This is a genomic window from Mycolicibacterium lutetiense (assembly GCF_017876775.1).
In the GTDB taxonomy this organism is placed as follows: Bacteria; Actinomycetota; Actinomycetes; order Mycobacteriales; family Mycobacteriaceae; genus Mycobacterium; species Mycobacterium lutetiense.
On sequence record NZ_JAGIOP010000002.1, the window covers coordinates 2,310,377 to 2,335,559 of the forward strand.

Consider the following 25,183-nt stretch of genomic DNA (forward strand, 5'->3'; position numbering starts at 1 on the left):
TACACATGGGTGCGGCGATCTACGGACAACTCCGGCGTCGACGTCCCGAAGCACTGAGCAGGTCACCAGGCACGGCTATACCGGCGCAATCGGCGGCGGCGCGACCGGACCCGGCGCGCTCGGCGGGGCAGCCGGCGTGGCCGGGGTCGGCGCTGCGGGGCTCAGTGCCGGGGCCGGGCCAGGAAGGTTCTGCGGCGCCGGTCCCATGTGTTGCGCCGGCCGGACCGGCGGGACCTGCGATGGCTGCGACGGGCCGGTACCGACCAGCGTGGCCGGCGGAACCGCCTCGGTCGTCTGCTGCGCCCAGTCGTCCTGAAGCTTGCTCGCCGCGAACGCCGCGCCCTGGTTCACCAGACCGGCCTCCGCGTACTGGGTGTGGATACCGAAGCTTCGGCCCTGTGGGTCGCACACCAGGTCGTTGTCGACGCACAGGTCGATGGCCTTGGCGGTGTAATTCGGCCCGACGACCACCGAGGGATTGTTGAGCACCTTCATGAATCGCGGCGACGGTTTCCCGAACAGCGCGACGGCCGCAACATGGTCGGCCACATCCGACGGCATCGGCGCAGGCACGTCTGCCGGTGAAACCCCGTCGGGCACAACGCTCGCAGTGACGAAGCCGACGACGGCCGCACCCTGAGAGAACCCGCCGAGCACCATCTTGGTGTCAGGACAGTTGGCAACGGTGGTCATGATGCGGGCTCGCGCATCGGCGATTCCCTGGACGGCGGTGGGAAAGTCAGTGGTGGCGGGGTAATCGACGGGATAGACCTCCACCGATTTGGTACCCACGTTGGCGCGCAACGCGTTGACGAACGCCTCGCCGGTATCGCCCAATCCAGGCGCTTCCATGGTGCCGCGGGCGAATATCACCTCGGCATCCGGACACGGCGCCGCATTGGTGGACGGCATCGTCGCGGTGCTCAGCACGGAAGCCGCCCCCGCAAGGACGGCGACCACAGCAGCACTTCCGCGCTTCCGCACCAATTCACTGTGACACAGCACAGCGTGGATCGCGCCCCGAGAGTGCGAAGCATAGAGTTCCCTCAAGAACCAAAGAGAACTCTCAGGAAGTGGGCCAAGGGGTTTCGCGTCCATTCGACCCCGGCGCGCCCACCCAATTCCAGCGAAGTCCCTTTCCTGCAACATCTTTCGGCAATGACACGATCAGGGGACCCGGCGGCCTGCCGGCATCAGTGGATCTGCGTGGCAATGGCGCCATTACACTGCGATCCATGGGTAGACCGCCGGTGGCCCCCGGGACGCACGAAACGCCGGAGCCCACTGCAAAGCCCCGCGGGCAGCGCACGATCCGCGGACTCGATGCCGAGCAGCGTCGCGCCCATCGCCGCGAACAACTGTTGACGGCTGCCTTCGAGCTGATCGCGCGCGACGGGTACCCCAACACCTCGATCGAGCAGATCTGCCAGGCGGCATATGTCGGCAACAAAGCGTTCTACGAGGTGTTCGGTAACAAAGAGGACTGCTATCTGGCCCTGCTGACTCAGATTGCAGAGCGAATCGAGAAGCAGGCGGTCGACGCACTCGCCGATGCCCCCGATGATCCCGACGAAACGGTCCACCGCCTGCTGTCGGCGTTCGCCCACGCGCTTGTCGACGATCCCCGCGTGGCGGTGGTGGCTTTCGGTGAATGCGCCGGGATCTCGCCGCGTGTCGAACGGCTTCGTCGCGAGAATCGCCGCTGGACCGCGGCTTTTCTCGAAGGACTGTGGCGGCAGCGCGAGTTTCCCAGCCTGCCCGAGGACGACGCGGTCGACTATCACGGCTTGGCGGTGTCCACCGTGGGTGGCCTGTTCGAGAGCGTGGCCGACTGGCTGCATCAACGAGAGATCAACAGCGACTCGCCGCCGACTATCGATACCCTGATCGGCACGATGACGACGTTCACCTCGGTGGTTCGCGCCGGGATCGCGGCGTCGGCGCGCTGAACTCGCAGAACGTTTGCAACAAGAGTTCTTGTTGCAAACAGTCACCCTTGCCATAACTTCTACCCGCTGGTAACTTTCGGCTGCGCATGGCGTGGCGCCCGTCACAGTTCACCACTGATGTGTCGGTAGTCCCTCTAGAAATTTCGGCGGCGTCCAGACATCTGGCCGACCGGACGAACCACGAGGAAAGAAGGAACAGGCATGAACGGTCGGGGTCGCCGGGGGGTGCCGCCGCGCAGTGAGCGCCGGCAGCGCCGTTCACGTCGTTGGGCATCGATGTTGATGGCCGGCGGAGTCGTCGTCGCCGCATCGGCCGGGGTCACCGTCAGCACTCCATCCGCCACCTACAGCGCTGCGGTGCGGTTGGTCGGCACCACGATCGGCGTGGGGCCCTCGTTCGACGGATTCGGGTTGAGCGTCCCGCTGTTCTTCTACGGCAGCACGGTGCCCGAAGGCGACTCGTTCCACACCGTCCCCTACCCCGCCCAGATCAGCCTCGACTTCCCGATCATCTCGGATCTGCCGGGCCTGTCCGACATTCCGTACTGGCCGCACTCGCTCAAGCGGTCCGCCCAGATCGGGGCGGGCTACCTCCAGCAGGACATCGCCAACACACCGGCCGACGACAAGGTCACGATCATCGGCATGTCACAAGGCACCCAGGTAGCCGAGATTGTGCGCGCCGAGATGGCCAAGGACCCGAATTACGTAGCCAACGCGGACAATTACGAGTTCGTCTTCATCGGTGACCCGTACCAGCCCAACGGCGGCATACTGGCCCGCTTCACCTCGTTCAGCGATGTGCCCGTGCTCGGCGACATCTTCCCGCTGGGTCGGCCGGGACCGTCCGACAGCCCCTTCAAGACCACGTACTACCAGAACCAGTACGACGGCTTCGCTGATTTCCCAGCGTATTTCAACGTGCTGTCCATCTCGAACGCTCTCTCCGGGATCCTGTTCCAGCATGTCTTTCCCGGCTATGTGCTGGAACATCCCGACGCCCCCAACGCCGTGTCCACCCAGGTCGGCAACACCACCTACGTGATGCTGCCCCAATATCTGCCGCTGTTGGCACCGCTGCGGATTCCCGCATCCCTGATCGGTGCCGAACGGTTCGTCGATGCCATGGATCCGGTGCTGCGGGTGTTCATCGAGATGGGATATGACCGCATGGCAGATCCCAGCCAGGTCAAGGAATTCGGCTGGGTCACCCCATCGGAGAAGGTGCACGAGGCACTGAACGCGTTGCCCGGTGCATTCGAGCAGTCGCTGGCAATTCTAGGCGGCGAGAAGTACACCCCCACGCTTCCCCAGCCCGTGGTCTCCGGCACCGAGCCCGAGACTCCGGTGACCGAGCATCCGATCGATCCCGTGGGTACCTCGCCATTCGAACAAGGGGTACGCCACACCGTCGTCGACGTGACGAAGGCGTTGTCGGAGGCAACCCGCCCACTGGCCAAGGTGCTACAGGCCATCGGTGAGGCAACAGCGCCGAAGCACGCCGTCGAACCGGTTGACGGGACCGCGCCGGAAACTGCCGAAGTGACTGCCAAGGTCGCCGCCGACCCGGACACCGTGGCCAAAGCCGAACCCGAGGCCGATAGCGACACCGCGCCGAAACCCACTCATGTCAGTCGGAACGGGCGGGCGAGAACGGCCTCTCCCCAAACCGATTCGGCGCAGCGGCGACTGAGTGCGGTCCCGCATTCCGGTGGTTCCGGGAAGCGCGACGTGAACAGCGCACCCACCCGCACGTCGACCGACGAGCGGCGAGCGCGCTCGTCAACGGGAACCGATCACTCCGACCGAGCATCGGATCGATCAACGCGACGCGCTGCACAGCAGGCCGCGAAGTCGGCAGGCAGTCAGCGCACCGGGCAATCACGGCAAGACAGCGCGCACGCAAGTTAGCCGTCGCCGGTGCCTGAAGGGTTTCGTCGACGGTGCGACCAGCACTGTCGACGAATCTTTGTTTGCCCCAATAACTCTTGACACTTTCTTGACGGCTCAAGTCCACAACTGCCCTTCGAGAAGATGCGCCGATCTCGCTATGGGGCACCGATTTCGCTGGTAACTTTCGCACCCGACGAGCGGGGAAAGAAGGCGCAGGCATGATGAGTCGGGGTCGACGAGGGGCGCCGCCGCGCCGTGCACGCCGGTGGGGGGCGATGTTGATGGCCGGTGGCGTCGTCGTCGCGGTCTCGGCGGGAGCCACCGTCAGCACCCCGACGGCCACCTACAGCGCCGCGGTTCGACTGGCCGGCACAACCATCGGGGTGGGCGCGTCATACGACGCGTTCGGTCTGAGCATCCCGATGTTCTTCTACGGAAGCATCGTTCCGGAAGGTGACACGTACCGCACCGTCCCCTATCCGGCACAGATCAGCATCAGCCTCCCGGTCATCTCAGACCTGCCGGGCTTGTCCGACCTTCCCTACTGGACACAGTCTTTGAAACGGTCCGAGGCGATCGGTGCCGGGTACCTGCTGCAGGACATCGCCAGAACGCCGGCCGGCGAGAAGGTGAGGATCATCGGCGTATCGCAGGGCACGCAGGTCGTCGAGATCGCGCGTACCGAGATGGCCAAACTTTCGAATTATGTTGCCAATGCCGAGAATTACGAGTTCATCTTGCTCGGCGACCCATATCAGCCCAACGGCGGAATCCTGGCCCGCTTTGCCTCCTGGAGCGACCTGCCGGTGCTGGGTGACATCTTCCCGTTCGGCCGCCCGGGCCCCTCCGACAGCCCGTTCAAGACCACCTTCTACCAGAACCAATACGACGGTATCGCCGACTTCCCGGCATATTTCAACGTGCTGTCCATCGCGAACGCCCTTGCCGGACAGGTCTTTGAGCACGCCTTCCCCGGCTACGTGCTGGAGTATCCCGACGCGCCCAATGCCGTGTCCACCCAGGTCGGCAACACCACCTACGTGATGCTGCCCCAGCACCTTCCTCTCCTGGCACCGCTGCGGATTCCCGCGGCGTTGATCGGTGCCGAACGATTCGTCGACGCCATCGACCCCGTGCTGCGGGTTTTCGTCGAGATGGGATACGACCGCACCGCAGACCCCAGCCGGGTCAAGGAATTCAGCTGGACCACCCCCGACGAGAAGATCCACGAAGCGTTGAACGCATTGCCCGGTGCGTTCGAGCAGTCCCTGGCGATCCTGCGCGGCGAGAAGTTTGTTCCGACCCTTCCCCAGCCCGTCGTCTCCGACGCCGAACCGGACACACCGCTGCCCGAGCATCCGGCCGATCCGGTGGGCACCTCACCGTTCGAACAAGCGCTGCGCCAGGTGGTGGTCGACGTGGGGACGGTGGTGACGGGTGCCACCAGGCCGCTGGCGAAGGTGTTCCAGGACATCGGCGGTAGAGCACCGGCCCGGAAAACCGTTGAGGTGGCGGATGAGACCGGCGACGAGAACGCCGTCGCCGCACCGAAGTCCACACCTACTCGTCGTCTCAGTCGGCCCGCGAGAATCCAATCGGACTCGCCGCACACCGGTGTGGCGCCGCGATCGAAGGCGGCCCCGGGGGCGAAGGGTAACGACCGGGATTCCGTTCGCTCGAAGATCCGATCGACGATTCGCTCGGCCAAGCCGGCCAAGCCGGACCCGAAATCCACCCACTCGCAGCGCCACCGCCCCTCGCAGCACCGGGGTGACCGCGCGGGTTAACCGTCCGAGCGTGGGGGCTGCGGACGACGCTGGATCCGCAGCGCCTGCGTCGGCACCTGAAGATCGGTCGTCGGCGGTGCCGCCAGCACGGTCGTCGAATCCTCCTTCAGCCGAACGATTCTCGGCACCGATGCCGCCCGGGGTTGCCGGACGATGGTCGGGGGCGCGGAATCCTCAGCAGGCCTGGCCGGCACGACCTCCGTCGGCGGTTCCGGGGCCGCAGGCTTGGCCGAACGGGTTTCGCGTCGCACCAGATAGCCGGCGAACGGTCCGGTGAACACCATCACCGCCAGCACGAGCACACTGAGCACACACACCGCGACATCGAAGGTGCTGGTGATCTGCTGGGCCAGGTTGTTACCGTAGATCGCCGCGGGCGCCGGCCCCGCGTAGCGCGGTGCCAGGGCCACACCGATCGCCACGTTCGCCACGGTGAAGACGAACAACACGGCGCTGAATGCCGCGGCCACCGTCGTCGACGTCAGCCCCCTGTCGAGCTGGCGGTGCAACCACCGCGCAACCAACGCGGTCACCAGGTTGAACACCGTCATCGCGACCGTGTCGTACAACGCGCGCGGGAGATCCAGCGACAGGGCGATCACGAAGTCGACGACCCGCAGCGCCGCCGCGGCGAACGCCCAGAAAGCGATCAGCGTCAGGCACTTCTGCGCGGCGCCGCGGTAGGCACCGATGGTCGGCGGCTTGATCAGGAAGACGGCGTACAGCGTCGTCGGCGCAACGATCGCGCCCGCCGCGGCCCAGGCGAGGTAGCCCTCGTAGCCCACGGCCGCCGTCGAGGTGTTCTGGGCGATGCCGTGAAAGGCGTCGATATCTCGGCCGATACCGACCAACCACACCAGGGTGGCGGCGATCGCACCCGAGACAGCGATGGCCGTCGTGGCCAATCGGGCCGCCCCGGTGCGCTCGGTCAGCCACCGTGAGGCGATGACCAGAGCGATCATCGCCTCCGCCCCGTAGAGCACGGTGGTGACGATGACGGCGATGTCGTGACCGCCGAACTCGACCTGGGTGACGAACAGATACCGCAGCCGCCAGTAGACGTTGAATGCGACCGACAGCGTCGCCAGCGCGATCGACAGGAAACCGATCACCCGCGCTATCGCATACCAGCGCCGAAACTTGTTGTCCTCGATCGTGATCGACGTGATCGGCGGCTGCCCGGCCAACAGTGCACCCGCGACTCCGAGCAGCATGCCCGGACCCACCCCCGGCGGGACGGCCCCGGTGCCGCCGCCGCGCACGGTCTGCACCACGTGATAGCCGACGAAACCGATGACCACAATCAGGTAGGCGGCGCTCAGCACCAGCCGGATCAGGCTGGTACGACGAACATCGGACTTGGGAGTACCGAGGCGGAACGGACCCAGGTGCGGCGCCAGTGCGGCGGCGATCGCCAGCAGCGTCACGACGGCCAGCAGGACGAACGTCGACCCGGCACTGCCGGGGACACCGACGCCGAATTCCAGGTTCCACGGGAGGAGCATCGCGATGACGAGCAGCACCACGGCGAGGCCGTCACGCACCCGGTTGGTCCGGCTGGGTACATAACCGACCCGAGGAGAACGCTCGGCAGCCGGCGCGGCCGCGGTTGCCACCTCGACGGTGGCGGACGCGTCGTAACGCTCGTCGCTCACGTACCGATTCCTCTCTATGAGTGACCCCGCACGGGACCCAACCAGCGTGCTCACTTTTGCTCCGGCGCACAAGCGGCGCTGGCAGCCGCGGTCGTTCGGCCACCAAGGCCCGCCGAGGCTGTGCGGTAGCTTGGATTTGTCTGTCGGGGCCCGTTGTACATGCACGAAGCAAGGAGAGGAACCGTGGACGTAGTCCTCGGCGTTGCGGTCACCGGGCGTGTGGCGCGCCTGGCCATGATCGGATCGCCCGCGAGCGGCGGACAGGTTCTGGATCAGTACGCACTCGACCTGCCCGACGACCTGGTGGCCGAGATGTCGGAGCTGGCCGAGACCATCATCGGCACGCACCGCGCGGTGACCGAGTCCGGTAACCAGGTGACCGCGACCCGGCTGTGCCTGCCCGACGATTCGGCGGCCGACACGTTGCGCCAGACCGTGCTCGACGCCGGAGTGCCCAACGTCGAAGTGGTGACCGAAGCCGAGGCGGCCGCCGCCTTGGCCCGCAGCGTGGGCGCCGACGCCGCATTGCTGCTGGCCGACGACGACACCGTGTCGCTGACGACCATCGGTCAGAGAACCGGGACCCCCGCATCGACAACGACGGCATTGGCCACCATGCCGATCGGCACCGCCGGGGCCGCCGCCGCGTGCGCCGCGGTGCTCAGGCGGGTGCCCGCCGACGCGGCCCCGACTCGCGTGCTGTTGGTCGGCCAACGACTCGATCTTGATTCTGTTGCGGCAGAGCTTCGTTCGACCGCACCGGTCGAGCTGGCGCCGGACGCCGGCTATGCGATCGCCCGGGGCGCTGCCCAGCTGGTTGACGACATCGCACCGGCCAGTGCATCCACTCAGATGGCGCCCGCCGTCGGTGTGCCACAAGATCCGACGCAAATGGCGCCCGTGGCCTCGGATGCCACGCAGATGGCTCCTGCCGCGGCCGACGCCACGCAGATGGCACCAGCCGCCGCCGACGCCACCCAGATGGCACCAGCCGCCGCCGACGCCACCCAGGCGACACCCGCCCGTGCGGATGCCGCCGTCGGGCCGGACCTGGCCTACTCACAGGACCCCGAGGACCAGCCGTGGGCCGACGAGATGCCGATGGACGCGGTCAACGAGTTCGTCCCCGAACAAGACGAGGACCCCGACTACACGACCGTCATCGCGCCGCCACCACCGCGGATGCTGCTGATGGGCAGCGCCCTGGCATTCGTGGTCGTCAGCTTCGCCACACTGGCCGTCACGGTCGCGATCAACGTCCGGCCCACGGCCGATGTGCGCGCGCAGCCCGCGCCCACCGAGCAGGCGGCGACCGTGCCCGGCAACTACCTTCCGCCGGTCCCGCACGAGCCAGATCCGGTCGCCCTGCCCGTCTCGGTGCTGACTCCCCCGCCCGCGGCACCCGCGGCGCCCAAGGTGCGCCAGGACATCGGCAACCAGCCGGTCAACCAGGCTCCTCCGGTGGCCCCGCCTCCTGCGCCGATCCCGGCACCCGCACCCGTCGTGGTTCCGCCGGTTCCGGTTCCGGTGCCCATTCCGATCCCGCTTCCCGTTCCGATCCCCGTTCCGCCGGTCGTCTGGCCGACGCTGCCGACGCGGGTGCCCACGACTCCCCCGACGACCCCGCCGACCACTACCGCGCCGCCCACCACCACGACGGCTCCCCCGACGACAACGACGGCGCCGCCCACGACCACCACGGCCCCGCCGACGACGACAACCGCACCACCCACGACGACGGCACCGCCGACCACCACCGCGCCACCCACCACCACTGTCGCTCCGCCGACCCGTACGTCGGAACCTCCCATCGAGGTGCCGACCCACACTGTGCCGACGTACACACCCCCGGTCGAACAGCCGACCTTCGAGGCTCCGGTGACTCAGGCGCCGGTGACTCAAGCTCCGGTGACGACGGTGGCGCCGCAGTCGCCGTTCGGTGGCGACTCCCCGTATGGGCGCGGTTCGTCGTCCGGCGGTAGTTCGTCATCGAGCGGCGGGTCGTCGAGCGGCGGCCTCTTCGGCGGCGGTAGTGGCTCTGGGAGCGGCAGTTACGGTGGCTCGCCGGTGACGACGATGCCGGGCAGTCCCTAGCCGGGTTCCTCGTCCGCAGCTGCCTACGTGCCCTTCACGTTGAGCACCTGACGGAGCTCGTGTTCGATCTCGATCAGGCTCGCCGCGTCAGCCATGACGACGTCGATGTCCTTGTACGCGTCGGGAATCTCATCGACCCACTGCTCGCCATGGCGATACTCGATGCCCTGCATCCGCTGCGCGAGGTCGTCGGCGGTGAAACGCCGACGTGCCTCGTTCCTGGAAAACCGGCGCCCGGCACCATGCGGAGCTGAGCACAGGCCGGCAGGATTTCCCTTGCCGCGCACCACATACGACCGAGTGCCCATGCTGCCCGGGATCAGCCCCATGACTCCGGCATGAGCATCGATCGCACCCTTGCGGGTCAGCCACACCTCCCGGCCACCGTGGTGTTCCTTGCGGGTGTAGTTGTGATGAGTGTTTATCCGTTCGACCTCGAAGTCGCCCGCGGTCTTGGGCTGGTCCAGATGGGCATAGCCCATCCACGCGGCAAACACCCACATGTAGCGGTCCATCATCTCGGCGCGGTTCTCGAAAGCGAAGCGCTGCGCCCAGTTGAGATCGCGCAGATAGTCGGTGAACTCCGGGGTGCCCTGAGGTAGGTAGGCGAGGTCCGGGTTGGGCAGCTCGATCCACCACCGCTTCATGAGCTTCTGCGCGACCTTGATGTGCTTCTGCGCGATCTTGTTTCCGACACCGCGGGAACCGGAATGCAGGAACAACCACACCCGGTCGTCCTGATCCAGGCACAGTTCGATGAAGTGGTTGCCGCCGCCGAGGGAGCCGAGCTGCTCGCGCCACTTGGGCGAGTGCGACAGGTCGATTCCACCGTCCTTGGCCAGGTGCTCGAGGTCGGTGATCCGACCTGCCGTGAACGGGAAGCGGGTGAGCGTGTCGTTGTAGTTACCCGGCGACAGCGGAATCGCCACCTCGATCGCCGTGCGCAGCGCCGCAAGATCACGGCCCTGGATGTCGGTGGCGGTGAATTCGGTGCGGGCCGCGATCATGCCGCAGCCGATGTCGACGCCGACCGCGGCCGGGATCACGGCGTCGATGGTCGGGATGACGGTGCCGACGGCCGACCCCTTGCCGCTGTGGGCATCAGGCATCAGGGCGACATGAGGATGCACGAACGGCATCGAGGCGGTCTGCCTCGCCTGCTCGATGGTGTTGTCGTCGATGTGGCTGGCGAAGTTCAACAGCTTGTCGTCGACGACGCGGTGCGTAGTCATGACGTCGATTCTCCCGGCGCTGTCGAGCTGTTTGTCTGTCCGGGCTCACTCACGGCTTCAGAAACCAAACAGGCCCCCTCCGGAGAGGGGGCCTGACTCGGGTGGCAGATGCAGGATTCGAACCTGCGTAGGCGTAAGCCGACGGATTTACAGTCCGCTCCCATTGGCCGCTCGGGCAATCTGCCTGGTTTCGCCCCGCCCCGTTTCCGGTTTGGTGCGACTAGCAGGGTACAACGAGGATGTACCAAAGTTACAAACCGGCAGCATTCACCGAGGGAAGAGGAGGGGCGTCCGATGGCGGATTCCAGCTTCGACGTCGTCAGCAAGGTCGACCGCCAGGAGGTCGATAACGCGCTCAACCAGGCCGCCAAGGAGCTGTCCACCCGGTTCGACTTCCGCGGCACCGACACCAGCATCGCCTGGAAGGGCGATGAGGTGATCGAACTCACGTCCACCACCGAGGAGCGGGTCAAGGCCGCGGTCGACGTGTTCAAGGAAAAACTGGTCCGCCGCGACATCTCGATGAAGGCCTTCGACGCCGGCGACCCGCAAGCCAGCGGCAAGACCTACAAGGTGACCGGGGACATCAAGGAGGGCATCACCAGCGAGCAGGCCAAGAAGATCACCAAGCTCATCCGCGACGAAGGCCCCAAGGGCGTCAAGGCGCAGATCCAGGGCGAGGAGATCCGGGTCAGCTCGAAGAAGCGTGACGATCTGCAGGCCGTCCAGGCGCTACTGCGCGGTGCCGACCTTGAGGTGGCACTGCAGTTCGTCAACTACCGCTGATAGGACGGCACGTCGAGTCTGCGGTGAGGGCGCTGCCTTCTCGAGGTTTCGCGCCCTCAGCGCAGAATCGATTCGGCGCTAGTCGACTGCTCGGCGTCTACGCGCTGGTTTCGGTCGCCGTCGCCGTATAACGGCTCGGCTGGCGCGCCAGCCCGTAATGCCCGCGCAGGGTGGTCGCGGTGTAGTCGGTGCGGAACAGTCCGCGCCGCTGCAGGATCGGCACCACCTGCTCGACGAAATCCTCCAGCCCGCCGGGCAGATACGGCGGCATGATGTTGAACCCGTCTGCCGCGCCCTCGGTGAACCACAACTCCAAGTCGTCGGCTACCTGTTCGGCCGTCCCGGCGAAGGTCCGGTGCCCACGGCCGCCACCGAGCGAGGCGATCAACTGCCGCACGGTCAGCTCTTCACTGCTGGCCAGATCCTTCACGAGTTGGTATCGGCTCTTGTTGCCCTGGATCTGCTCGATGGGCGGCAGCGGCGGCAACGGCGCGTCGAGCGCATGCGCGGTCAGATCGACCCCGAGCATCTGCGACAGCTGCCGTAGCGAATACTCGGGCGAGATCAGGTCGGTGAACTGCTGCTCCAACTCGCGCGCGGCGTCCTCGGTGGGCCCGATGAACGGCACGATGCCGGGCAGGATCTTCACCTCGTCGGCGCTGCGGCCGAACTTGACCGCCCGCGCCTTCACGTCGCGGTAGAACGCCTTGCCGTCGGCCACCGAACGCTGCGCAGTGAAGATCGCCTCGGCGTAGCGCCCGGCGAAATCCTTGCCGGACTCCGAGGACCCGGCCTGCACCAGCAGTGGACGGCCCTGCACCGAGCGCGGTGAATTCAGCGGGCCGCGCACGGTGAAGTGCTCCCCGTCGTGGTCGATGCGGTGCACCCGTTCCGGGTCGGCGAAGATGCCGGTGGACTCGTCGAGGACCAGGGCCTCGTCCTCCCAGCTGTCCCACAATGCGGTTGCCACATCGACGAATTCGTTCGCCCGCCGATAGCGCCCGGCGTGATCCGGGATGCCGTCGACCCCGAAGTTGGCCGCCTCGTCCTCGCCCGCCGAAGTCACGATGTTCCATCCGGCCCGCCCGCCGCTGATGTGATCCAACGATGCGAAGTTGCGGGCCAAGGTGAAGGGATCGATGTAGCCGGTGGTCGCGGTGGCGATCAGCCCGACGTGCTCGGTGACCGTAGCCATCGCGGTCAACAAGGTGATCGGTTCGAAGATTGCCTGCGTGTTGTGCTTGACGCGCGGGCCGACCGCCAACCCGTCGGCGAAGAACACCGAATCGAGCTTGCCTCGCTCCGCCAGTTGGGCCAGACCCTGGAAGTGTTTGACGTCAGTCAGGTTTCGCGCATCGGTGCGCGGGTGCCGCCACGCCGCCTCGTGGTGGCCGACACCCATCAGGAAGGCGTTGAGATGAAACTGTCGCGTCACGTCTTTCTCCTCTACGAAGTGGTCCGCCAGCCCGACAGCCGGCTCTCGATCGCCACCAGGATCCCGTTGAAGGTGACCCCCACCAAGGCGATGGTGATGATCCCGGCGTACATGTTCGGGATCTGGAAGTTGAACTGCGCGGCGGTGATCAGATAACCCAATCCAGCCTTGGCCCCGACCATCTCGGCCGCGATCAGCACCAGGATCGAGGAGGCCGCCGCCATCCGCAGTCCGGTGAAAATGGTCGGCACCGCTGCGGGCAGAATCACCTTCTGGAACAGCCGGACCGGGGAAATCCCCAGTGACCGTGCTGATTTGATCAGCAACGGATCCACGGTGCGTACTCCCGAGATGGTATTGAGCAGGATCGGGAACGAGGCGGCGTAGATCACCAGCGCTACCTTGGAGGTCTCCCCGATCCCGAGGATCAGGACGAACACCGGAAGCAGGGCGAGCGCAGCGGTATTGCGGAACAACTCCAGGATGGGGTTGAGAAACTCCGCCACCGGGCGATACCAGGCGATCGCCACCCCGAGCGGAATGCTGACCACGATGGCAATCGCGAAGCCGACCAGCGCGCGCGACAAGCTCGCCAAAACATGTTCGACGAGTTGACCGTTGCTCAGCAGAACGAACCAGGCGCTGACGACTTCGGAGAACGGCGGCAGAAAGACCCTGTCCACCAGCCCGATCCGTGGGGCGGTCTCCCACAACGCCAGGAATGTGCCGATGACGACGGCGGGACGCAACAGACGCCACAGCAGCGGAGCGAGCCGACGGCCGGGGGATGCCGCCGCCGGCGTCGCCACCTCGACAGGCGCGTGCACCATGGGCAACGCAAGGGCACTAGACATGGGCGACCTCCTCGGACCCGGCGCGCTCGACCTCGTCGTGCAGAAGGGACCAGATGTGGTGGCGTTGCACCCGGAACCCTGCGCTGGAGCGGATGTCCTCGACATTGCGGTCGATGTCGACGTCGACGATCTTCTTGATCCGGCCCGGCCGCGATGTCAGCACGGCGACCCGCTGCCCCAGATACAGCGCCTCGTCGATGCCGTGGGTGATGAACAGGATGGTTTTGCCGGTGGCCTGCCAGATGCGCAGCAGCTCGTCCTGCAGCGACTCGCGGGTCTGGGCATCCAGTGCGGCGAACGGTTCGTCCATCAACAGCACCTCGGGATCGAAGGCCAGGCTGCGGGCGATCGCGACGCGTTGCTTCATGCCACCGGACAGCTCGTGCGGGTAGCGGTCGGCGAACGCCTGCAGGCCCACCAGTTCCAGGTAGTGCTCGGCTCGCTCCCGACGCTGCGATGCCGGCAGGCCCTTGGCCTCCAAGCCGAATTCGATGTTCTTGCGGGCAGTCCGCCACGGCAACAGTGCGTACTGCTGGAACACGATGCCCCGGTCCAGACCGGGCCCGGTGATCGGCGTTCCGTCGAGCAGGATCTCCCCCGACGTCGGCCGGCTCAGCCCGCCCAACAGGTCGAGCAGCGTCGACTTGCCGCAGCCACTCGGGCCGACCAGGACCAGGAACTCACCGGCCGCCAGGTCGATACTGATGTCCTGGATCGCCGTGAAATCGGCCTCCTCACCACGGATCGCGAACCGCTTGGTGACGTTGCGGAGCTGCAGTTTCGGCTGGGTAATCATCTGCGCACCAACGCTTTGCCGTCGGGACCGCTACCCTCGGGGTAGGCGCCGTTGGCATACGGGTTGAACTCATTGGTGTAGAGGTCTTCGGCTGTCAACTGCCCGTCCTTGAGCTCGCCGTTGCGGACCAGCCAGTCGATCCAGGTCTGTAGCTCCCGCTCGGCGATCACCCCGCCCGGCGCGGGAATGCCTGAGCTGCGCCAGTATTCGATGGTCCTGCTGTCCTCATTGCGGTGACGCTTGGCGATGATGTCGCGGAACTTGGTCACCACCTCGTCCCGCGGCGTCACCTGAGTCCAGCGGATGGCCCTGGCGGTGCCCTGCACGTAGTCGGCGACCGCGTCCCGGTTCTCGGCCAGGTAGTCGTCGCGCACCACATAGGTGCCGTAGCTGAACGCACCGAACAACGCCTTGTCGGTGAACAGCGGTCGGATGCCGCCACGCGCGGTCGCGGTCTCCCGCCAGATGGTATTGAGGGCCGCGACGTCGATCTGCTTCTCCCGCAACGCCTGTTCGGTGTTCACCGGCGGTACCACAGTGAGGGTGACGGTCTTGATCTCGTCGCTGGTCAGGCCCTGCTGAGCCAGCCACTCCCGAACCAGGAACTCGTGGTGGGCGCCGAGCGTGTTCATCCCCACCTTCTTGCCGATCAGGTCGCGTGCCGAGTGGATCGGACTGTCTTGCAAGACGAAATACCCGGTGTATTCGCCATCGTCGGCGCCGTAGGAGCTCAGCACCGAAGTGATCGGTGCACCGGCCGCATTGAGCTTGACCACTGCACCGTTGAACGCCTCACCGACATCGATGTCGCCGGTGGCCACCGACTGAATGTCCTGCGGACCGCTGGTGGTGTTACCGACCCAGTCCAACTTGATCTTCTGGTAATAGCCGAGGTCCTCGGCCAGCTCCTGGGGCTCCACCTCACCGGCCCAGCCCTGGTAGCGCACCAGGGTCCTACCGTCTTCGGTGCGCGCCGACTCACCGGAGGCACCGCACGCGGTCAGGGCCAATACGAGCGCACTGAGCATCGCAAGGACCGAATGAGATAAACGCATTGGCTCATGCTGGCAACGAAGGCCGGCCAAGTCACCAATTGGCCTCGCGACGAATCGAAAGGGTCAGACGACGTCCGGTCTGACGGTCAGGCGCCGCCGTACTGCGGTTGCAGTACCGGGGCGAGCGCCGAGAGCGGAATGTGCGCCTGCACCGTGCCGCCGTCCATCGACCACTGCATCGCTCCCGGAGTGAAATTGATCGGGGAGTCGCGACCGACCGGGTAGTCCGGCATGTAGAGGATCAACTCGTCCTGAGTCAGCGCCCAGGCCTTGTAGCCGCCCGAATACACCTTGTCCGGGGTCCAGCGGTCCGGGGTGAAGGGATAGGTGCCGGGCTGGTGCGGCGGCGGTGCGGCATCGAGTGCGGCGACGATGAACGGCTCACCCAGGCGAGGGATCTCGGCCCGGTGGTCGACGCCCGGTTTGAACAGGTCGGCCAGCTGCACCTGCCGGCCGCCGGCGAACGTGAAGGTGCGGTAGGCGTCGCTGACGATTGGTGCGTTCGGGTGTGACAGGGCGTCGGTACCCCACGTACCCGAGTACATCTCGTGGAAGACGGCCGTCGTCGCGTCGCCATGCTGGAAGATTTCGAACTGCTCCTCGCCGAAGCTGTCGGCAGCCATCTTCTGCGCGGCATTGCGCCAGTTGTTCATCAGATTGGTTAGGTACTGCCGGATGACAGGGTTCTCCACCAGATCACCCGGCAGCGCGATCGTGATGTTACGAACCGCTTTTCGGTCCGAGGTCACCGATGCGCGGCAGGCCTGCCCATCCCATTGTCCGGCCAGTTCGTCACAGAATGATTCCGCCGACGCCGCGGCGGGCGGGGCGGTCAGGACGGCCACCACCGAGCCTGCCGCCAGGACCACCGCGCCGATCAGCTTGCCGATACGCAACATGTCAATTCCTCAGGCGAGTTCCACTTTGCTTGCACGCCACTGCCCGTCGACCTTATCCATCGTCATCTTGATGCGGCTGCGGTCGATCCGCGGATCGGGCACGCTGCTGTTGGACACCGACTGGTCGACGAACAGCAGCACCACGACCTTGTCCTTGCTCGCCGACTGCACCGCCGACTGCACTACCACGCCGTGCGCCGTGGCCTTGTTGTCGATGAGCAGCTGGCGCAGCTGGACACTCGACTGCGAGTACATGTCTTTGAACTCACCGGTCGCGCCGGCCAGCACTTGATTGAAGTTCTCGTCGACCTTGCCGGAGTCGATGCTCGTCAAGATCTGGGCGTAGACCACTGCGGCGTCCTCCGCCTGCTGGCCGGCCTGGGCCACCTGCTTGGTCTGCCACAGCGTCCAGCCCAGGAAGCCCGAAAGTGCCAGCGAGGCAACGAAGACGAAGGCCAACGCACCGATGAGCGCCCGGCGACGCCAGCCTCGTGACGACACCGCGGCTGCCTCAAGGTCGAGCGCTGTCGCCTCTTCGGTTTCGGACTCGACGATCTCTTCAGCTGTCTCTTCGATACCGATTGCGTCGTCGGCGGTCTCGGCCTGATCGTCGTCGGTCTTCTTGTCAGTCGTCACGGTCACCGTCATCTCCTTTGGGTGAGGTTGGGTGGTTTAGCGGGGCGGTTCGATCGGCAGCGTCGGACCACCGTACGGCGTCGGAATGCTGTAGCGACCCCGAGGTGTCGGGTCGGTGGTGCGTCCCAGGTCGGCCCCGGGCGGCGGGCCTGCCGTGTCGTCATCGGCCGGACGTGGCGCGTTCTTGGCGCCGCGAACCAGGAGGCCGGGATGATCGTCGCTGCAGTAGGTGTACATGTAGGGCTCGGGGTAGTCCGCCGACGCCGGTGGCCGGCGCGGTGTTCCGTAGTCACAGGAGTAGCGCGGGTAGATGTCGGCGGTCGCCCACAGTCCGTTGTCATGCATGACGCTGCCCAAGGCGTCGAGCATCGAGGTGCGGTAGGTCGGGAACAACGCATTCAGCGCCGGCACCCGCAGATACAGCAATTGCGATGTGCTGGCGAGGCTTCCGAGCAGCTGCACCATGGTGTCGGAGTTGTCGGCGAACAGGTTGTCGACCGAGTTCAACGCTCCCGGGGTTTGATTCGTGAGACGACGGAAGCCGTCACGCATCGTGTTTATCCCGTCGAACGTCGAGCTGAGGTTGTCCGAGGCCACTGCGATCCCGGCATTCTTCTCGGACATCAGGTTGAACACGACGCGGCTGTTACGCAGCAGGCTCACCGTCTCGGGCAGCACCGAATCCAGCGTCGACAGCAGGAATGAACCGCCGTCGATGACATCGGCGAGCTTGCCGGGGCCGGCTTGCGACATGCTCAGTTCCCGGCGGATCACTTCGAGCTTGCCGGGATCGACCTGGGCCAGTGCACCGTCGGCGTCGGCGAGCAGCTGGGCCAGACTGACCGGCACGGTGGCCTTGCCCAGGCCGATCACACTGCCGTCAGACAGGAACGGCCCGTCACCGGTGTCCGCGACGAAGTCGATGTACTGCTCACCTGCGGCCGACAACCCCGACACCCGCACATCGCTGGCCTTCGGGATCGACACTGCCGAGCTCACGTTCACCACCGCGTTGACACCGGACGGCGTGATGTCGAGCCGTTCCACCTTCCCGACCCGCACGCCCCGCAAGGTGACGTCCTGATTGGGCAGCAGGCCGGCCGATTCCGGCAACTCGATGGTGATGCGGTAGTCGGAGGCGAAAGGTTGGACCCGCAGCGCCCCGATCATCAGGTAGGCGGCGGCCACCACCAGGGTCATCACCAGCGCACCCGCCGAAAGCCAGGCGCGACGCCGATACCCGGCCCGGACGGCGCCGACCACGAGATCCGCGAGGGCGTTGATCATCGCGGTGCCTCCGCCGATGCGGGTGCGGGTGCCGGAGGGGGCGGTGCCGCGGGGGGAACTTCGGGAGCCGGAATGATCGCGCCGGGTTCGGTCGGACTGGGGATCACGGGCATCTGTGGCACCTCAGGACCACGACCCACGACGCGCTCCTGCAGCCGCAACAACGTGTACTGCAGCGAGCCGACCAGCTGATGCCAGTTGTAGCGCTTGGGGCCGTGCAGTCCGGTATCGCCGGCGAACCCGATATCGGGAATCGAACCGAGAATCAGCCGGTCGATGCTGGCGCGCACCGAAAGGCCGCTGCCCGAGGTCGCTTTCACCAGGGGCGGCATCATCCGGTTGAGCGCGTACAGCGAGGCATCGGGGGCCAACGCCACATCGTTCCAGGCGCCCGCCACCGTGTTCGCATCAGCGATCACGCTACGTCCGCTGGTGTCGGTCCCCGCGATAGACGGGAATTTGCGCAATTGTGCCGAGGTGTCGCCGATCTGGGTGATGAGATCGGCGATCTGGGTGGTGTGTTCGGCCAGCGTCTCGGTGGCGGGCCCGGCCGCATCCATCAACTCGCTGACGGTCTGGTTCTTGTCCTCGATCTGCTGCAGCAGCCGCGCGGTCTCGCTCATCGCGGTCGACAGTTGGTCCGATCGTGCGTTGAGGGTGCCCAACGTGTGGTTGGTCTTGGAGATCAGCGTGCCGAAGGCCTGACCCTGGTCCCCGGTGGCCTTGCCGAGGCCGTTGATGATGTTGGTGAAGTTACGCACCGCACCACCGTTGACCAGGATCGCCGCCGAACCCAGCAGTGATTCCACCGTCGCGGCGGCGTGGGTGTCGTCCAGACCGATGGTGTCGCCGTCGGTGAGCAGCGGTGCGTTCAGGTCGACCGGGGTCGGCGGCCGCAGCGACACGAACACATCTCCCAGCGGTGTCGCCGAACGTAATTCGGCCTCGGTGCCGCGCGGCAGCCGCACCCCGTCCATGATGCGCAGCGTGGTCACCGCCGTGTAGTTGCGGGCAACCATCGACTCGAGCTCACCCACATCCGCACCGGCCAGCTTCACCTTGGCATTGGCCGGCAGGTTCAGGGCGTTGGAGAATATCGCGGTCAGTTGGTAGCCGCCCGAGCCGACCCCAGGAGCCGGCAACGGCAGGCTGGCCAAGCCCTCAGAGGCGCATCCCGACATCGTGAGACATGCCGTCATCACCACGGGCAGAACGAATTTTCGCACCGAGCTGTTCATCGTTGCCCCATCGCTGCCATGCCGTCGAGCATGTATGAGAGCCCGAAGTCGGGACCGAAGTCCTGAACTGTTCCGGTGCTGCATCCCAACTGCGCAGCCCCATCATGTTGCACACCTCTTTGACGGTCTGTGAATCGAACAGCACCTTGTCCACGAGAACGTGGGCCCGCGCCGAGCCGTTCTTCTGGTCGACGATGTTGTAGACGTTGTCCAGTGTCAGCGGGGCCAGATCGAGGAACTCGGCCAGCTCCCGACGCTGGTCCACCGTCGTGGTGAGCGCAGTATTACCGTTGAGGACAATCTGTTTCACCTCGTCGCGGTGAGTTTCCAGCACCTCGCCCACCTGCTCGATCACCTGGTTGATCTTCTTGCCGGTGGTGCCACTGCCGAAGTTCTCGTCACCCAGGATCTGGCTGATTTGACGCACCGAGGAGCCGAATTCGCGCAGCGTTGCGTCGTTGCGGGTGGCGGCGTCGAACAGTGAGCTCAGGTTGCGCACGATCGTGGTGAGCTGGTCGTGGGTCACTGCCCCACGATCCGAACTGAGTCGCAATGCGTCCGACAGTTCACCGAGGGCGTCCTTCATCTGCTGTCCGTTGCCGTCGGCGATCGCGGCACTGGCATTGACGACGTCGGCCAGCGGTCCATTGCCCTTACCGTCGCCCTTCAGCGAGGCCGACAACTTGTCCAGAACGTCGAGCACCCGGGCGAATTCGACGGGGGTCCTGGTGCGGTTCAGACCGATGGTGTCGTGATTGCTCAAGGTCGGCCCGCCCTTATAGGCCGGGGTCAGTTCGATCTGACGGTCGGTGAGGATCGAATTGGAGATGGTGACGGCCTGAGCGTCGGCGGGCACCGCGACGTCCTTGTCGACGGTGAACTCGACCTCGACATAGTTGCCCTTGGGCGTGATCTTGGTGACGCGGCCCACCTGCATACCCAGCACGGCGACCGTATTGCCCTCGTAAAGCCCTGCCGCACTGTCGAACTGGGCCGTCACCGTGATGGTGTCGGTCCGATCTTTGAGGAACCACCAGCCGGCGCCCGCGACCGCGGCGACCAGCACCGCCCCGGCCACGCACAGCGTGAGAACCTTGCTTCGGATCAACCTCATTTGCAGTCCTTGTAGTACTGGATCATGTTGAACTGCTTGGCTCGACCGCTGATCGCACACATCCAGGAGTCGACCAGCAGCCCATTGCCCACGTACATCTCTCCGGCGTTGCCGTTGCCGGTGGCATTCGCGAGCCCACGCAGGGCGACCGGACCCGACTGCAGCGTGCTGCGCAGCAGATCGTCATGCTGGCCCAGCATGTCGGTCAGGCCGCGCAGATCGGTGAGCAACTTCTCCAGCTGCGGCCGGTCGTCGACCACGATGCCGGTCAGCGTCTGGACCAGGTTGGTCAGCGACGCCAGCATGGCCTGGAATGACGCCCGGCGCATGACGAATTCACCGAGCAGGTCGTTGCCCTGGTTGACCAGGTTGCCGATCGTGGCCTGCTGGCGACGCAGCGTCTTGCCGATCACATCGGTGGTTTCCAGCAGGGAACCCAACTGGTCGCGCCGGTCGGCGATGATGGTGGCCAACGTGTGGGTGTTCTGCAGCGCTTTGGGCACCACTGCCGGCAGACCCTCCAGCTGCTTGCCCAGGACGCTCAGCGTCTGGGCGAACTTGTCGGAGTCGACCTGCTCGAAGGTGGTGGTGACGTCGCCCAATGCCTCCTGAAGGTCATAGGGCACCTCAGTGTGGGTCAGGTCAAAGGTGTTGTCGGGCAGGGAACCCGGGCCCGCGGGCTGCAGGGCCAGATAGCGCGAGCCCAGGATCGTGGTGATCTTGATGACGGCGCGGGAGTCCTTTCCGAGCGGAACGTCGTCGCGCACCTTGAGTGTGGCCTCGACGTGGTCGCCGGCCAACTTCATGCTCTGGACCTCACCCACCGGCATGCCGGCAACGGTGATCGGGTTACCGGCCTTGAGCGCCGCAGCCTGCTGGAACCGCGCGCTGTACTGGCGGTAGCCGACGTCGGCCACCTTGATGATCAGCATCCCGCCGATCAGCACTCCCACCACGGCGATCGCGATGATCCCGAGCCAGGTCCGGTTGTAGCTCTCCAGCGGACGCCGTTTCTTCGGCGCCTTCGGCACCGTCGGCGTCTCCGCCTTCGTCAGTTGCTCAACCATTGGCCATGTTCCTGCACTTGGGCGTGTATTGCGCCTTGTTCCCCGGGGTGGCCGCATCGACGATGATCGGTGTGACGTCGTTGAGACCCGGGAAGAATCCGGTCGCATTCAGGTCGCACGCATAGGTGGTGGCGTAGGCGCCCTCGTTCGTCATCCGGGCGAACCCCTTGAGCAGCAACGGCAGATTGGCACCGGTGAACGCGAGCTGGGGTTCGATACCCACCATGTGCGAGACGAACCCGGGCTGCCGGGTGACCAACTCGTTCAGCGACGGGTAGACCTCATCGCTGATGGTCGACAGCTGCTGTACCACCTTGGAGATCGAGCCCAGCGAGTCCACCATCTCGGGCCGGCGGGCATCGAAGGTGGTGACCATCCCCCGGGTTTGGGTGATCACCTCATCCAGACTGTCGTTGTGCTCGGCCAGGTTCTTGGCAACCGCGTTCAGGTTGTTGATCACATCGCCGAGTTCCTGATCGCGGCCGGCGAAGGAATCGGTCAACTGCGCGGTCTGGTCCACGAGGGCGACGATGGACGCGTCGTCGCCCTGCAGCGAGGCGATCACCCCTTTGGTGAGATTGTCGGCATCACGGGGGTTGAGCACGCTGAACAGCGGCTCGTACCCGTTGAGCAATGCCCCGACGTCGAACGACGGATCGGTCTGCTCGACCGGGATGACGCTGCCGGCGGCAAGTGGGCCCGGGTCACCGATACTGCCCAGCGACAGGCCGAGATAGCGCTGGCCGACGATGTTCTGATACGTCACCGAAGCGACGGTCCGGCCGAACATCGGCTGGTTGTCCTGCACCACGAACGACACCTTGGCCAGCGGGCCCTGTAGTTCGATCTTCTCGACCCGTCCGACACGTACGCCGGCCATCCGGACGTCATCGCCTTCGCGCAGGCCGAACACATCGGAGAACAGCGCTGCATACGGCATCGTCTTGCCCGCCACATCACGGCGCAGCGTCACGTAGACCAACCAGGTCAGGGTAAGCGCGACCACCATGAACAACGACAGGCCGATCGCCGCACCACGGTATTTCATTGGCCCCCCTCTCCTGAAACAGGTTGTGCGGCAGCCGGTGCAGCCTCGGCGGGCAGCAACGGGCCGGCGGGTCCCGGCGCGGGTGCACCGGCCGGAGGCGGGTCTCCGGGCCGCGGTGCCACCGGCGCGACCGGTGATAGCGGCACCGGCGGGGGCGGGGTCGGTGCCAAAGCGGGATTCGCCGTCCCCGGCACCGGCCCGGCCGGCGGCATCCAGGACGGCAGAGGCGGATTCGGGTCGGCCAGGTTCGGGTTCGGATTCACCAAGGGCGGACCGACCGCGATGAGATTGCCGTTGGCGCCCAGCACCGTTCCGGGAGGCGGCGCCAGATCTGCCGGTGGTTGAAAGTTCTCCGGTAGCAACATATCCGGGAGGGACGCGCGGGTCGGCACCAGCGGGGCGGTGAAGCAACTGGGGCCCTTGAGCTCGCCGTACTGCGGGCAGTCGGCACGCGTGTAGGCGTAGCTCGGCGTCAGCGAGAGGTTCACCCGCATGTTGCCGATGTCGTTCCCCGGGATCCAGACATGCTCGAAGAACCTTCCTGACAGCTGGTTGAGCTTGACGAAGGCCGGAACCCAGTTGCCCTGCATCTGAGCCAGCACACCCATCACCGGCGTGAGGTTCGCGGTGGTCTTGACGAGTTGGTCGGTGTGGTTGTCCAGCGCGGTGTGCGCGGTACCGACGGTGTTGATCCCACCGTTGATCATCGTGTTCAACTGTGAGCGTTGCTCGACCAGGGTCTGCATCGGCTGCACGGCCTTGTGCAGGGCATCGAGCAGATCGGGCGCGGTCTGCTGCAGCCCCTGGGTCGCCTCGATCAGCGCGGACACCGTGGTCGGTCCGGGTTCGGTGGCGACCACCGAGTCGAGCTGGTCGATCAGCCGATTCAATTGCGCTCCGCTGGCGAGCAACTCTTTACGACGGTTCTCGGTCGCGGCGTTCACGGCGGCCAGGATGCCCACCGTCTTGTCCTCCCGGCCGCGCCCGGTTGCGGCCAGCACGTCGCGCAGCTTGCTGATCGTGGTCTGGAACAGCACCGTCGGCAGTTCGGTGTCCTCGGGGATCTGGGCGCCCTCGGCGATCGGTGCGCCACGGCTCGAACCATTTGCCGGCCCGCCGGCGCGGTCGATCAGTTGCACCGAGGACACCGCAAACACGTTGCTGGGGACCACCCGCGCGGTCACCGTGTTCGGGATGGAGCCGGCATATTCGGGTTTGAGGTCGATGTGGACGAAGTTCGGATCGCCGTTCGCCGCCGGGACGACGTCGTCGACCATCCCGACGAGCACACCGTGGTACTTCACGTCCGACCGCTGCGGCAGCCCGTCGCCGACGTTCGTCAGGGCGGCCACCACCGGCACCCGGTCGTCCAGCTTTCCGGTCGCCTTCACCAGAAGAAACGTCGAAATCAATCCCGCCACTACGAGAACCGCGGCACCACAGCCGATCAGCTGTCGGTCGGACGGCCCACGCCCGTCGGTTTCCAGCGAGTTACCCATCTAGCCGCCGAACCTCGCTCCTGAATCGACCGTCCACAGCGCCATGGTGAGCAACATGTTGACGATGATCACCACCGTGATGCTGGCCCGCATGGCATGGCCGGCTGCCACACCGACGCCCACCGGTCCGCCCGATGCGTAGAACCCGTAGTAACACTGCACGGTGGAGGCGATCCACACGAAGATGACCGCCTTGAGCACCGAGTAGAGGATGTCCGGCCCGGAGAGCATGAGGCTGAAGTAATGCAGATAGGAGCCGCTGGAGCCGCCGCTGATCAGGTACACGACCGCCTGCGTGGTCAGGTAGCTCACCGCCAGGCAGAGGGCATAGAGCGGAATCACCGCGACCACCGCGGCCATCAGCCTGGTGGTGACCAGGTACGGGATCGGGCGGATGGCGATGGCATCGAGCGCGTCGATCTCCTCGGCGATCCGCATCGACCCCAGCTGTGCGGTGAACCGGCAACCGGCCTGGGTCGCGAAGGCCAGTGAGGCGGCGATCGGCGCCAGCTCGCGCGTGTTCACCAGCGACGAGATGATGCCGGTGGCCGGGCCGAGACCGAGCAGATCGAGGAAGTTGTATCCCTCGATCCCTACGAGTGCACCCACCGTGATGCCCAGCACCACCGCCACCCCGACGGTTCCGCCGCCGACCACGAGTGAGCCATTGCCCCAGGCGATATCGGAGAGCAGCCGGACGAATTCTCCGCGGTAGTGCCGCAACGCGACGGGCACGGCCGCCAGCGCCCGGACGAAGAACACCATCATGTGGCCCAAGCGCATCAGCGGCTTGGAGGCACGTTTGTACAGCCGCACCAACGGTGCGAACAACGGTGGGACGAACGTCGACGCTGTCATG

The 25,183-nt window shown here is 65.9% G+C and carries 20 protein-coding genes, 1 tRNA gene and 1 pseudogene; 5 read left to right on the plus strand and 17 right to left on the minus strand.

Annotation, left to right across the window (positions count from 1 at the left end; translation table 11 throughout):
• Window positions 1-75 precede the first annotated feature (75 nt).
• On the minus strand, window positions 76-912 hold the full coding sequence (locus JOF57_RS20360) for a cutinase family protein (RefSeq protein WP_209923535.1): 837 nt from the start codon (window positions 910-912) through the stop codon (window positions 76-78).
• A 323-nt stretch (window positions 913-1,235) separates the two neighbouring features.
• Here JOF57_RS20360 and JOF57_RS20365 point away from each other — a divergent pair, with 323 nt between their 5' ends.
• The 3 genes from JOF57_RS20365 to JOF57_RS20375 all read left to right on the plus strand — a co-directional run bounded on the left by JOF57_RS20365 (window position 1,236) and on the right by JOF57_RS20375 (window position 5,629).
• A complete protein-coding gene (locus JOF57_RS20365; protein WP_209919393.1) occupies window positions 1,236-1,949 on the plus strand; it encodes a TetR/AcrR family transcriptional regulator in 714 nt (237 codons plus the stop codon).
• 201 nt (window positions 1,950-2,150) lie between these two features.
• Window positions 2,151-3,860 (plus strand): PE-PPE domain-containing protein, encoded by a 1,710-nt coding sequence (locus JOF57_RS20370; protein WP_234938195.1) that lies wholly within the window; start codon window positions 2,151-2,153, stop codon window positions 3,858-3,860.
• A 257-nt stretch (window positions 3,861-4,117) separates the two neighbouring features.
• The gene (locus JOF57_RS20375) at window positions 4,118-5,629 is read left to right on the plus strand and encodes a PE-PPE domain-containing protein (protein WP_209919395.1); all 1,512 of its coding nucleotides are present in this window, start codon (window positions 4,118-4,120) and stop codon (window positions 5,627-5,629) included.
• Here JOF57_RS20375 and JOF57_RS20380 read toward each other — a convergent pair.
• Entirely contained in the window at window positions 5,626-7,284 is a 1,659-nt protein-coding gene (locus JOF57_RS20380; RefSeq protein WP_209919398.1) for a DUF7937 domain-containing protein, read from the minus strand. The two genes, JOF57_RS20375 and JOF57_RS20380, sit on opposite strands and share 4 nt — an antisense overlap.
• 183 nt (window positions 7,285-7,467) lie before the next feature.
• On the opposite strand from JOF57_RS20380, the gene JOF57_RS20385 reads away from it, so the two are divergent.
• A complete protein-coding gene (locus tag JOF57_RS20385; protein WP_307870058.1) occupies window positions 7,468-9,378 on the plus strand; it encodes a DUF7159 family protein in 1,911 nt (636 codons plus the stop codon).
• 23 nt (window positions 9,379-9,401) lie between these two features.
• Here the strand turns inward: JOF57_RS20385 and JOF57_RS20390 are convergent, their stop codons facing one another.
• Both JOF57_RS20390 and JOF57_RS20395 read right to left on the minus strand, forming a co-directional pair.
• Window positions 9,402-10,610, minus strand: a complete 1,209-nt coding sequence (locus JOF57_RS20390; RefSeq protein WP_209919402.1) for an RtcB family protein — start codon at window positions 10,608-10,610, stop codon at window positions 9,402-9,404.
• 102 nt (window positions 10,611-10,712) lie between these two features.
• A tRNA-Tyr gene (locus JOF57_RS20395) sits at window positions 10,713-10,795 on the minus strand.
• A gap of 109 nt (window positions 10,796-10,904) precedes the next feature.
• Here JOF57_RS20395 and JOF57_RS20400 point away from each other — a divergent pair.
• Window positions 10,905-11,396: a YajQ family cyclic di-GMP-binding protein gene (locus JOF57_RS20400; protein ID WP_209919404.1), complete on the plus strand. Its 492-nt coding sequence runs from the start codon at window positions 10,905-10,907 to the stop codon at window positions 11,394-11,396.
• Between the two features lie 97 nt (window positions 11,397-11,493).
• On the opposite strand, the gene JOF57_RS20405 is transcribed toward JOF57_RS20400, so the two are convergent.
• From JOF57_RS20405 to JOF57_RS20465, 13 genes and pseudogenes are all read right to left on the minus strand, one after another.
• On the minus strand, window positions 11,494-12,831 hold the full coding sequence (locus JOF57_RS20405; protein WP_307870059.1) for an LLM class flavin-dependent oxidoreductase: 1,338 nt from the start codon (window positions 12,829-12,831) through the stop codon (window positions 11,494-11,496).
• Window positions 12,832-12,842: 11 nt separating this feature from the next.
• Window positions 12,843-13,685, minus strand: coding sequence for an ABC transporter permease (locus JOF57_RS20410; RefSeq protein WP_209919406.1), 843 nt, complete (start codon window positions 13,683-13,685; stop codon window positions 12,843-12,845).
• The gene (locus JOF57_RS20415) at window positions 13,678-14,481 is read right to left on the minus strand and encodes an ABC transporter ATP-binding protein (protein WP_209919409.1); all 804 of its coding nucleotides are present in this window, start codon (window positions 14,479-14,481) and stop codon (window positions 13,678-13,680) included. The genes JOF57_RS20410 and JOF57_RS20415 overlap by 8 nt, the downstream gene beginning before the upstream one ends.
• Window positions 14,478-15,509 carry an ABC transporter substrate-binding protein gene (locus tag JOF57_RS20420; RefSeq protein WP_234938721.1) on the minus strand — a complete coding sequence of 344 codons (1,032 nt, stop codon included), beginning with the start codon at window positions 15,507-15,509 and terminating at the stop codon, window positions 14,478-14,480. The genes JOF57_RS20415 and JOF57_RS20420 overlap by 4 nt, the downstream gene beginning before the upstream one ends.
• Window positions 15,510-15,622: 113 nt before the next feature.
• Complete coding sequence (locus tag JOF57_RS20425) at window positions 15,623-16,435, minus strand: DUF3298 domain-containing protein (RefSeq protein ID WP_209919412.1); 813 nt, start codon at window positions 16,433-16,435, stop codon at window positions 15,623-15,625.
• Between the two features lie 9 nt (window positions 16,436-16,444).
• Window positions 16,445-17,083, minus strand: a complete 639-nt coding sequence (locus JOF57_RS20430; RefSeq protein WP_209919414.1) for an Rv1363c family protein — start codon at window positions 17,081-17,083, stop codon at window positions 16,445-16,447.
• Window positions 17,084-17,107: 24 nt separating this feature from the next.
• On the minus strand, window positions 17,108-18,358 hold the full coding sequence (locus tag JOF57_RS20435; protein WP_209919416.1) for an MlaD family protein: 1,251 nt from the start codon (window positions 18,356-18,358) through the stop codon (window positions 17,108-17,110).
• Complete coding sequence (locus tag JOF57_RS20440; protein WP_209919419.1) at window positions 18,355-19,596, minus strand: MlaD family protein; 1,242 nt, start codon at window positions 19,594-19,596, stop codon at window positions 18,355-18,357. The genes JOF57_RS20435 and JOF57_RS20440 overlap by 4 nt, the downstream gene beginning before the upstream one ends.
• Window positions 19,593-20,710 (minus strand): annotated as a pseudogene (locus JOF57_RS20445) (MCE family protein). The gene JOF57_RS20440 and the pseudogene JOF57_RS20445 overlap by 4 nt, the downstream one beginning before the upstream one ends.
• A complete protein-coding gene (locus tag JOF57_RS20450) occupies window positions 20,707-21,777 on the minus strand; it encodes an MlaD family protein (RefSeq protein ID WP_209919421.1) in 1,071 nt (356 codons plus the stop codon). The pseudogene JOF57_RS20445 and the gene JOF57_RS20450 overlap by 4 nt, the downstream one beginning before the upstream one ends.
• A complete protein-coding gene (locus tag JOF57_RS20455) occupies window positions 21,770-22,825 on the minus strand; it encodes an MlaD family protein (protein ID WP_209919423.1) in 1,056 nt (351 codons plus the stop codon). The genes JOF57_RS20450 and JOF57_RS20455 overlap by 8 nt, the downstream gene beginning before the upstream one ends.
• Window positions 22,822-24,324, minus strand: a complete 1,503-nt coding sequence (locus JOF57_RS20460; protein WP_209919425.1) for an MlaD family protein — start codon at window positions 24,322-24,324, stop codon at window positions 22,822-22,824. The genes JOF57_RS20455 and JOF57_RS20460 overlap by 4 nt, the downstream gene beginning before the upstream one ends.
• Window positions 24,325-25,182, minus strand: a complete 858-nt coding sequence (locus tag JOF57_RS20465) for an MlaE family ABC transporter permease (protein WP_209919428.1) — start codon at window positions 25,180-25,182, stop codon at window positions 24,325-24,327. It lies immediately after the preceding gene.
• Between the last annotated feature and the right edge of the window lies 1 nt (window position 25,183).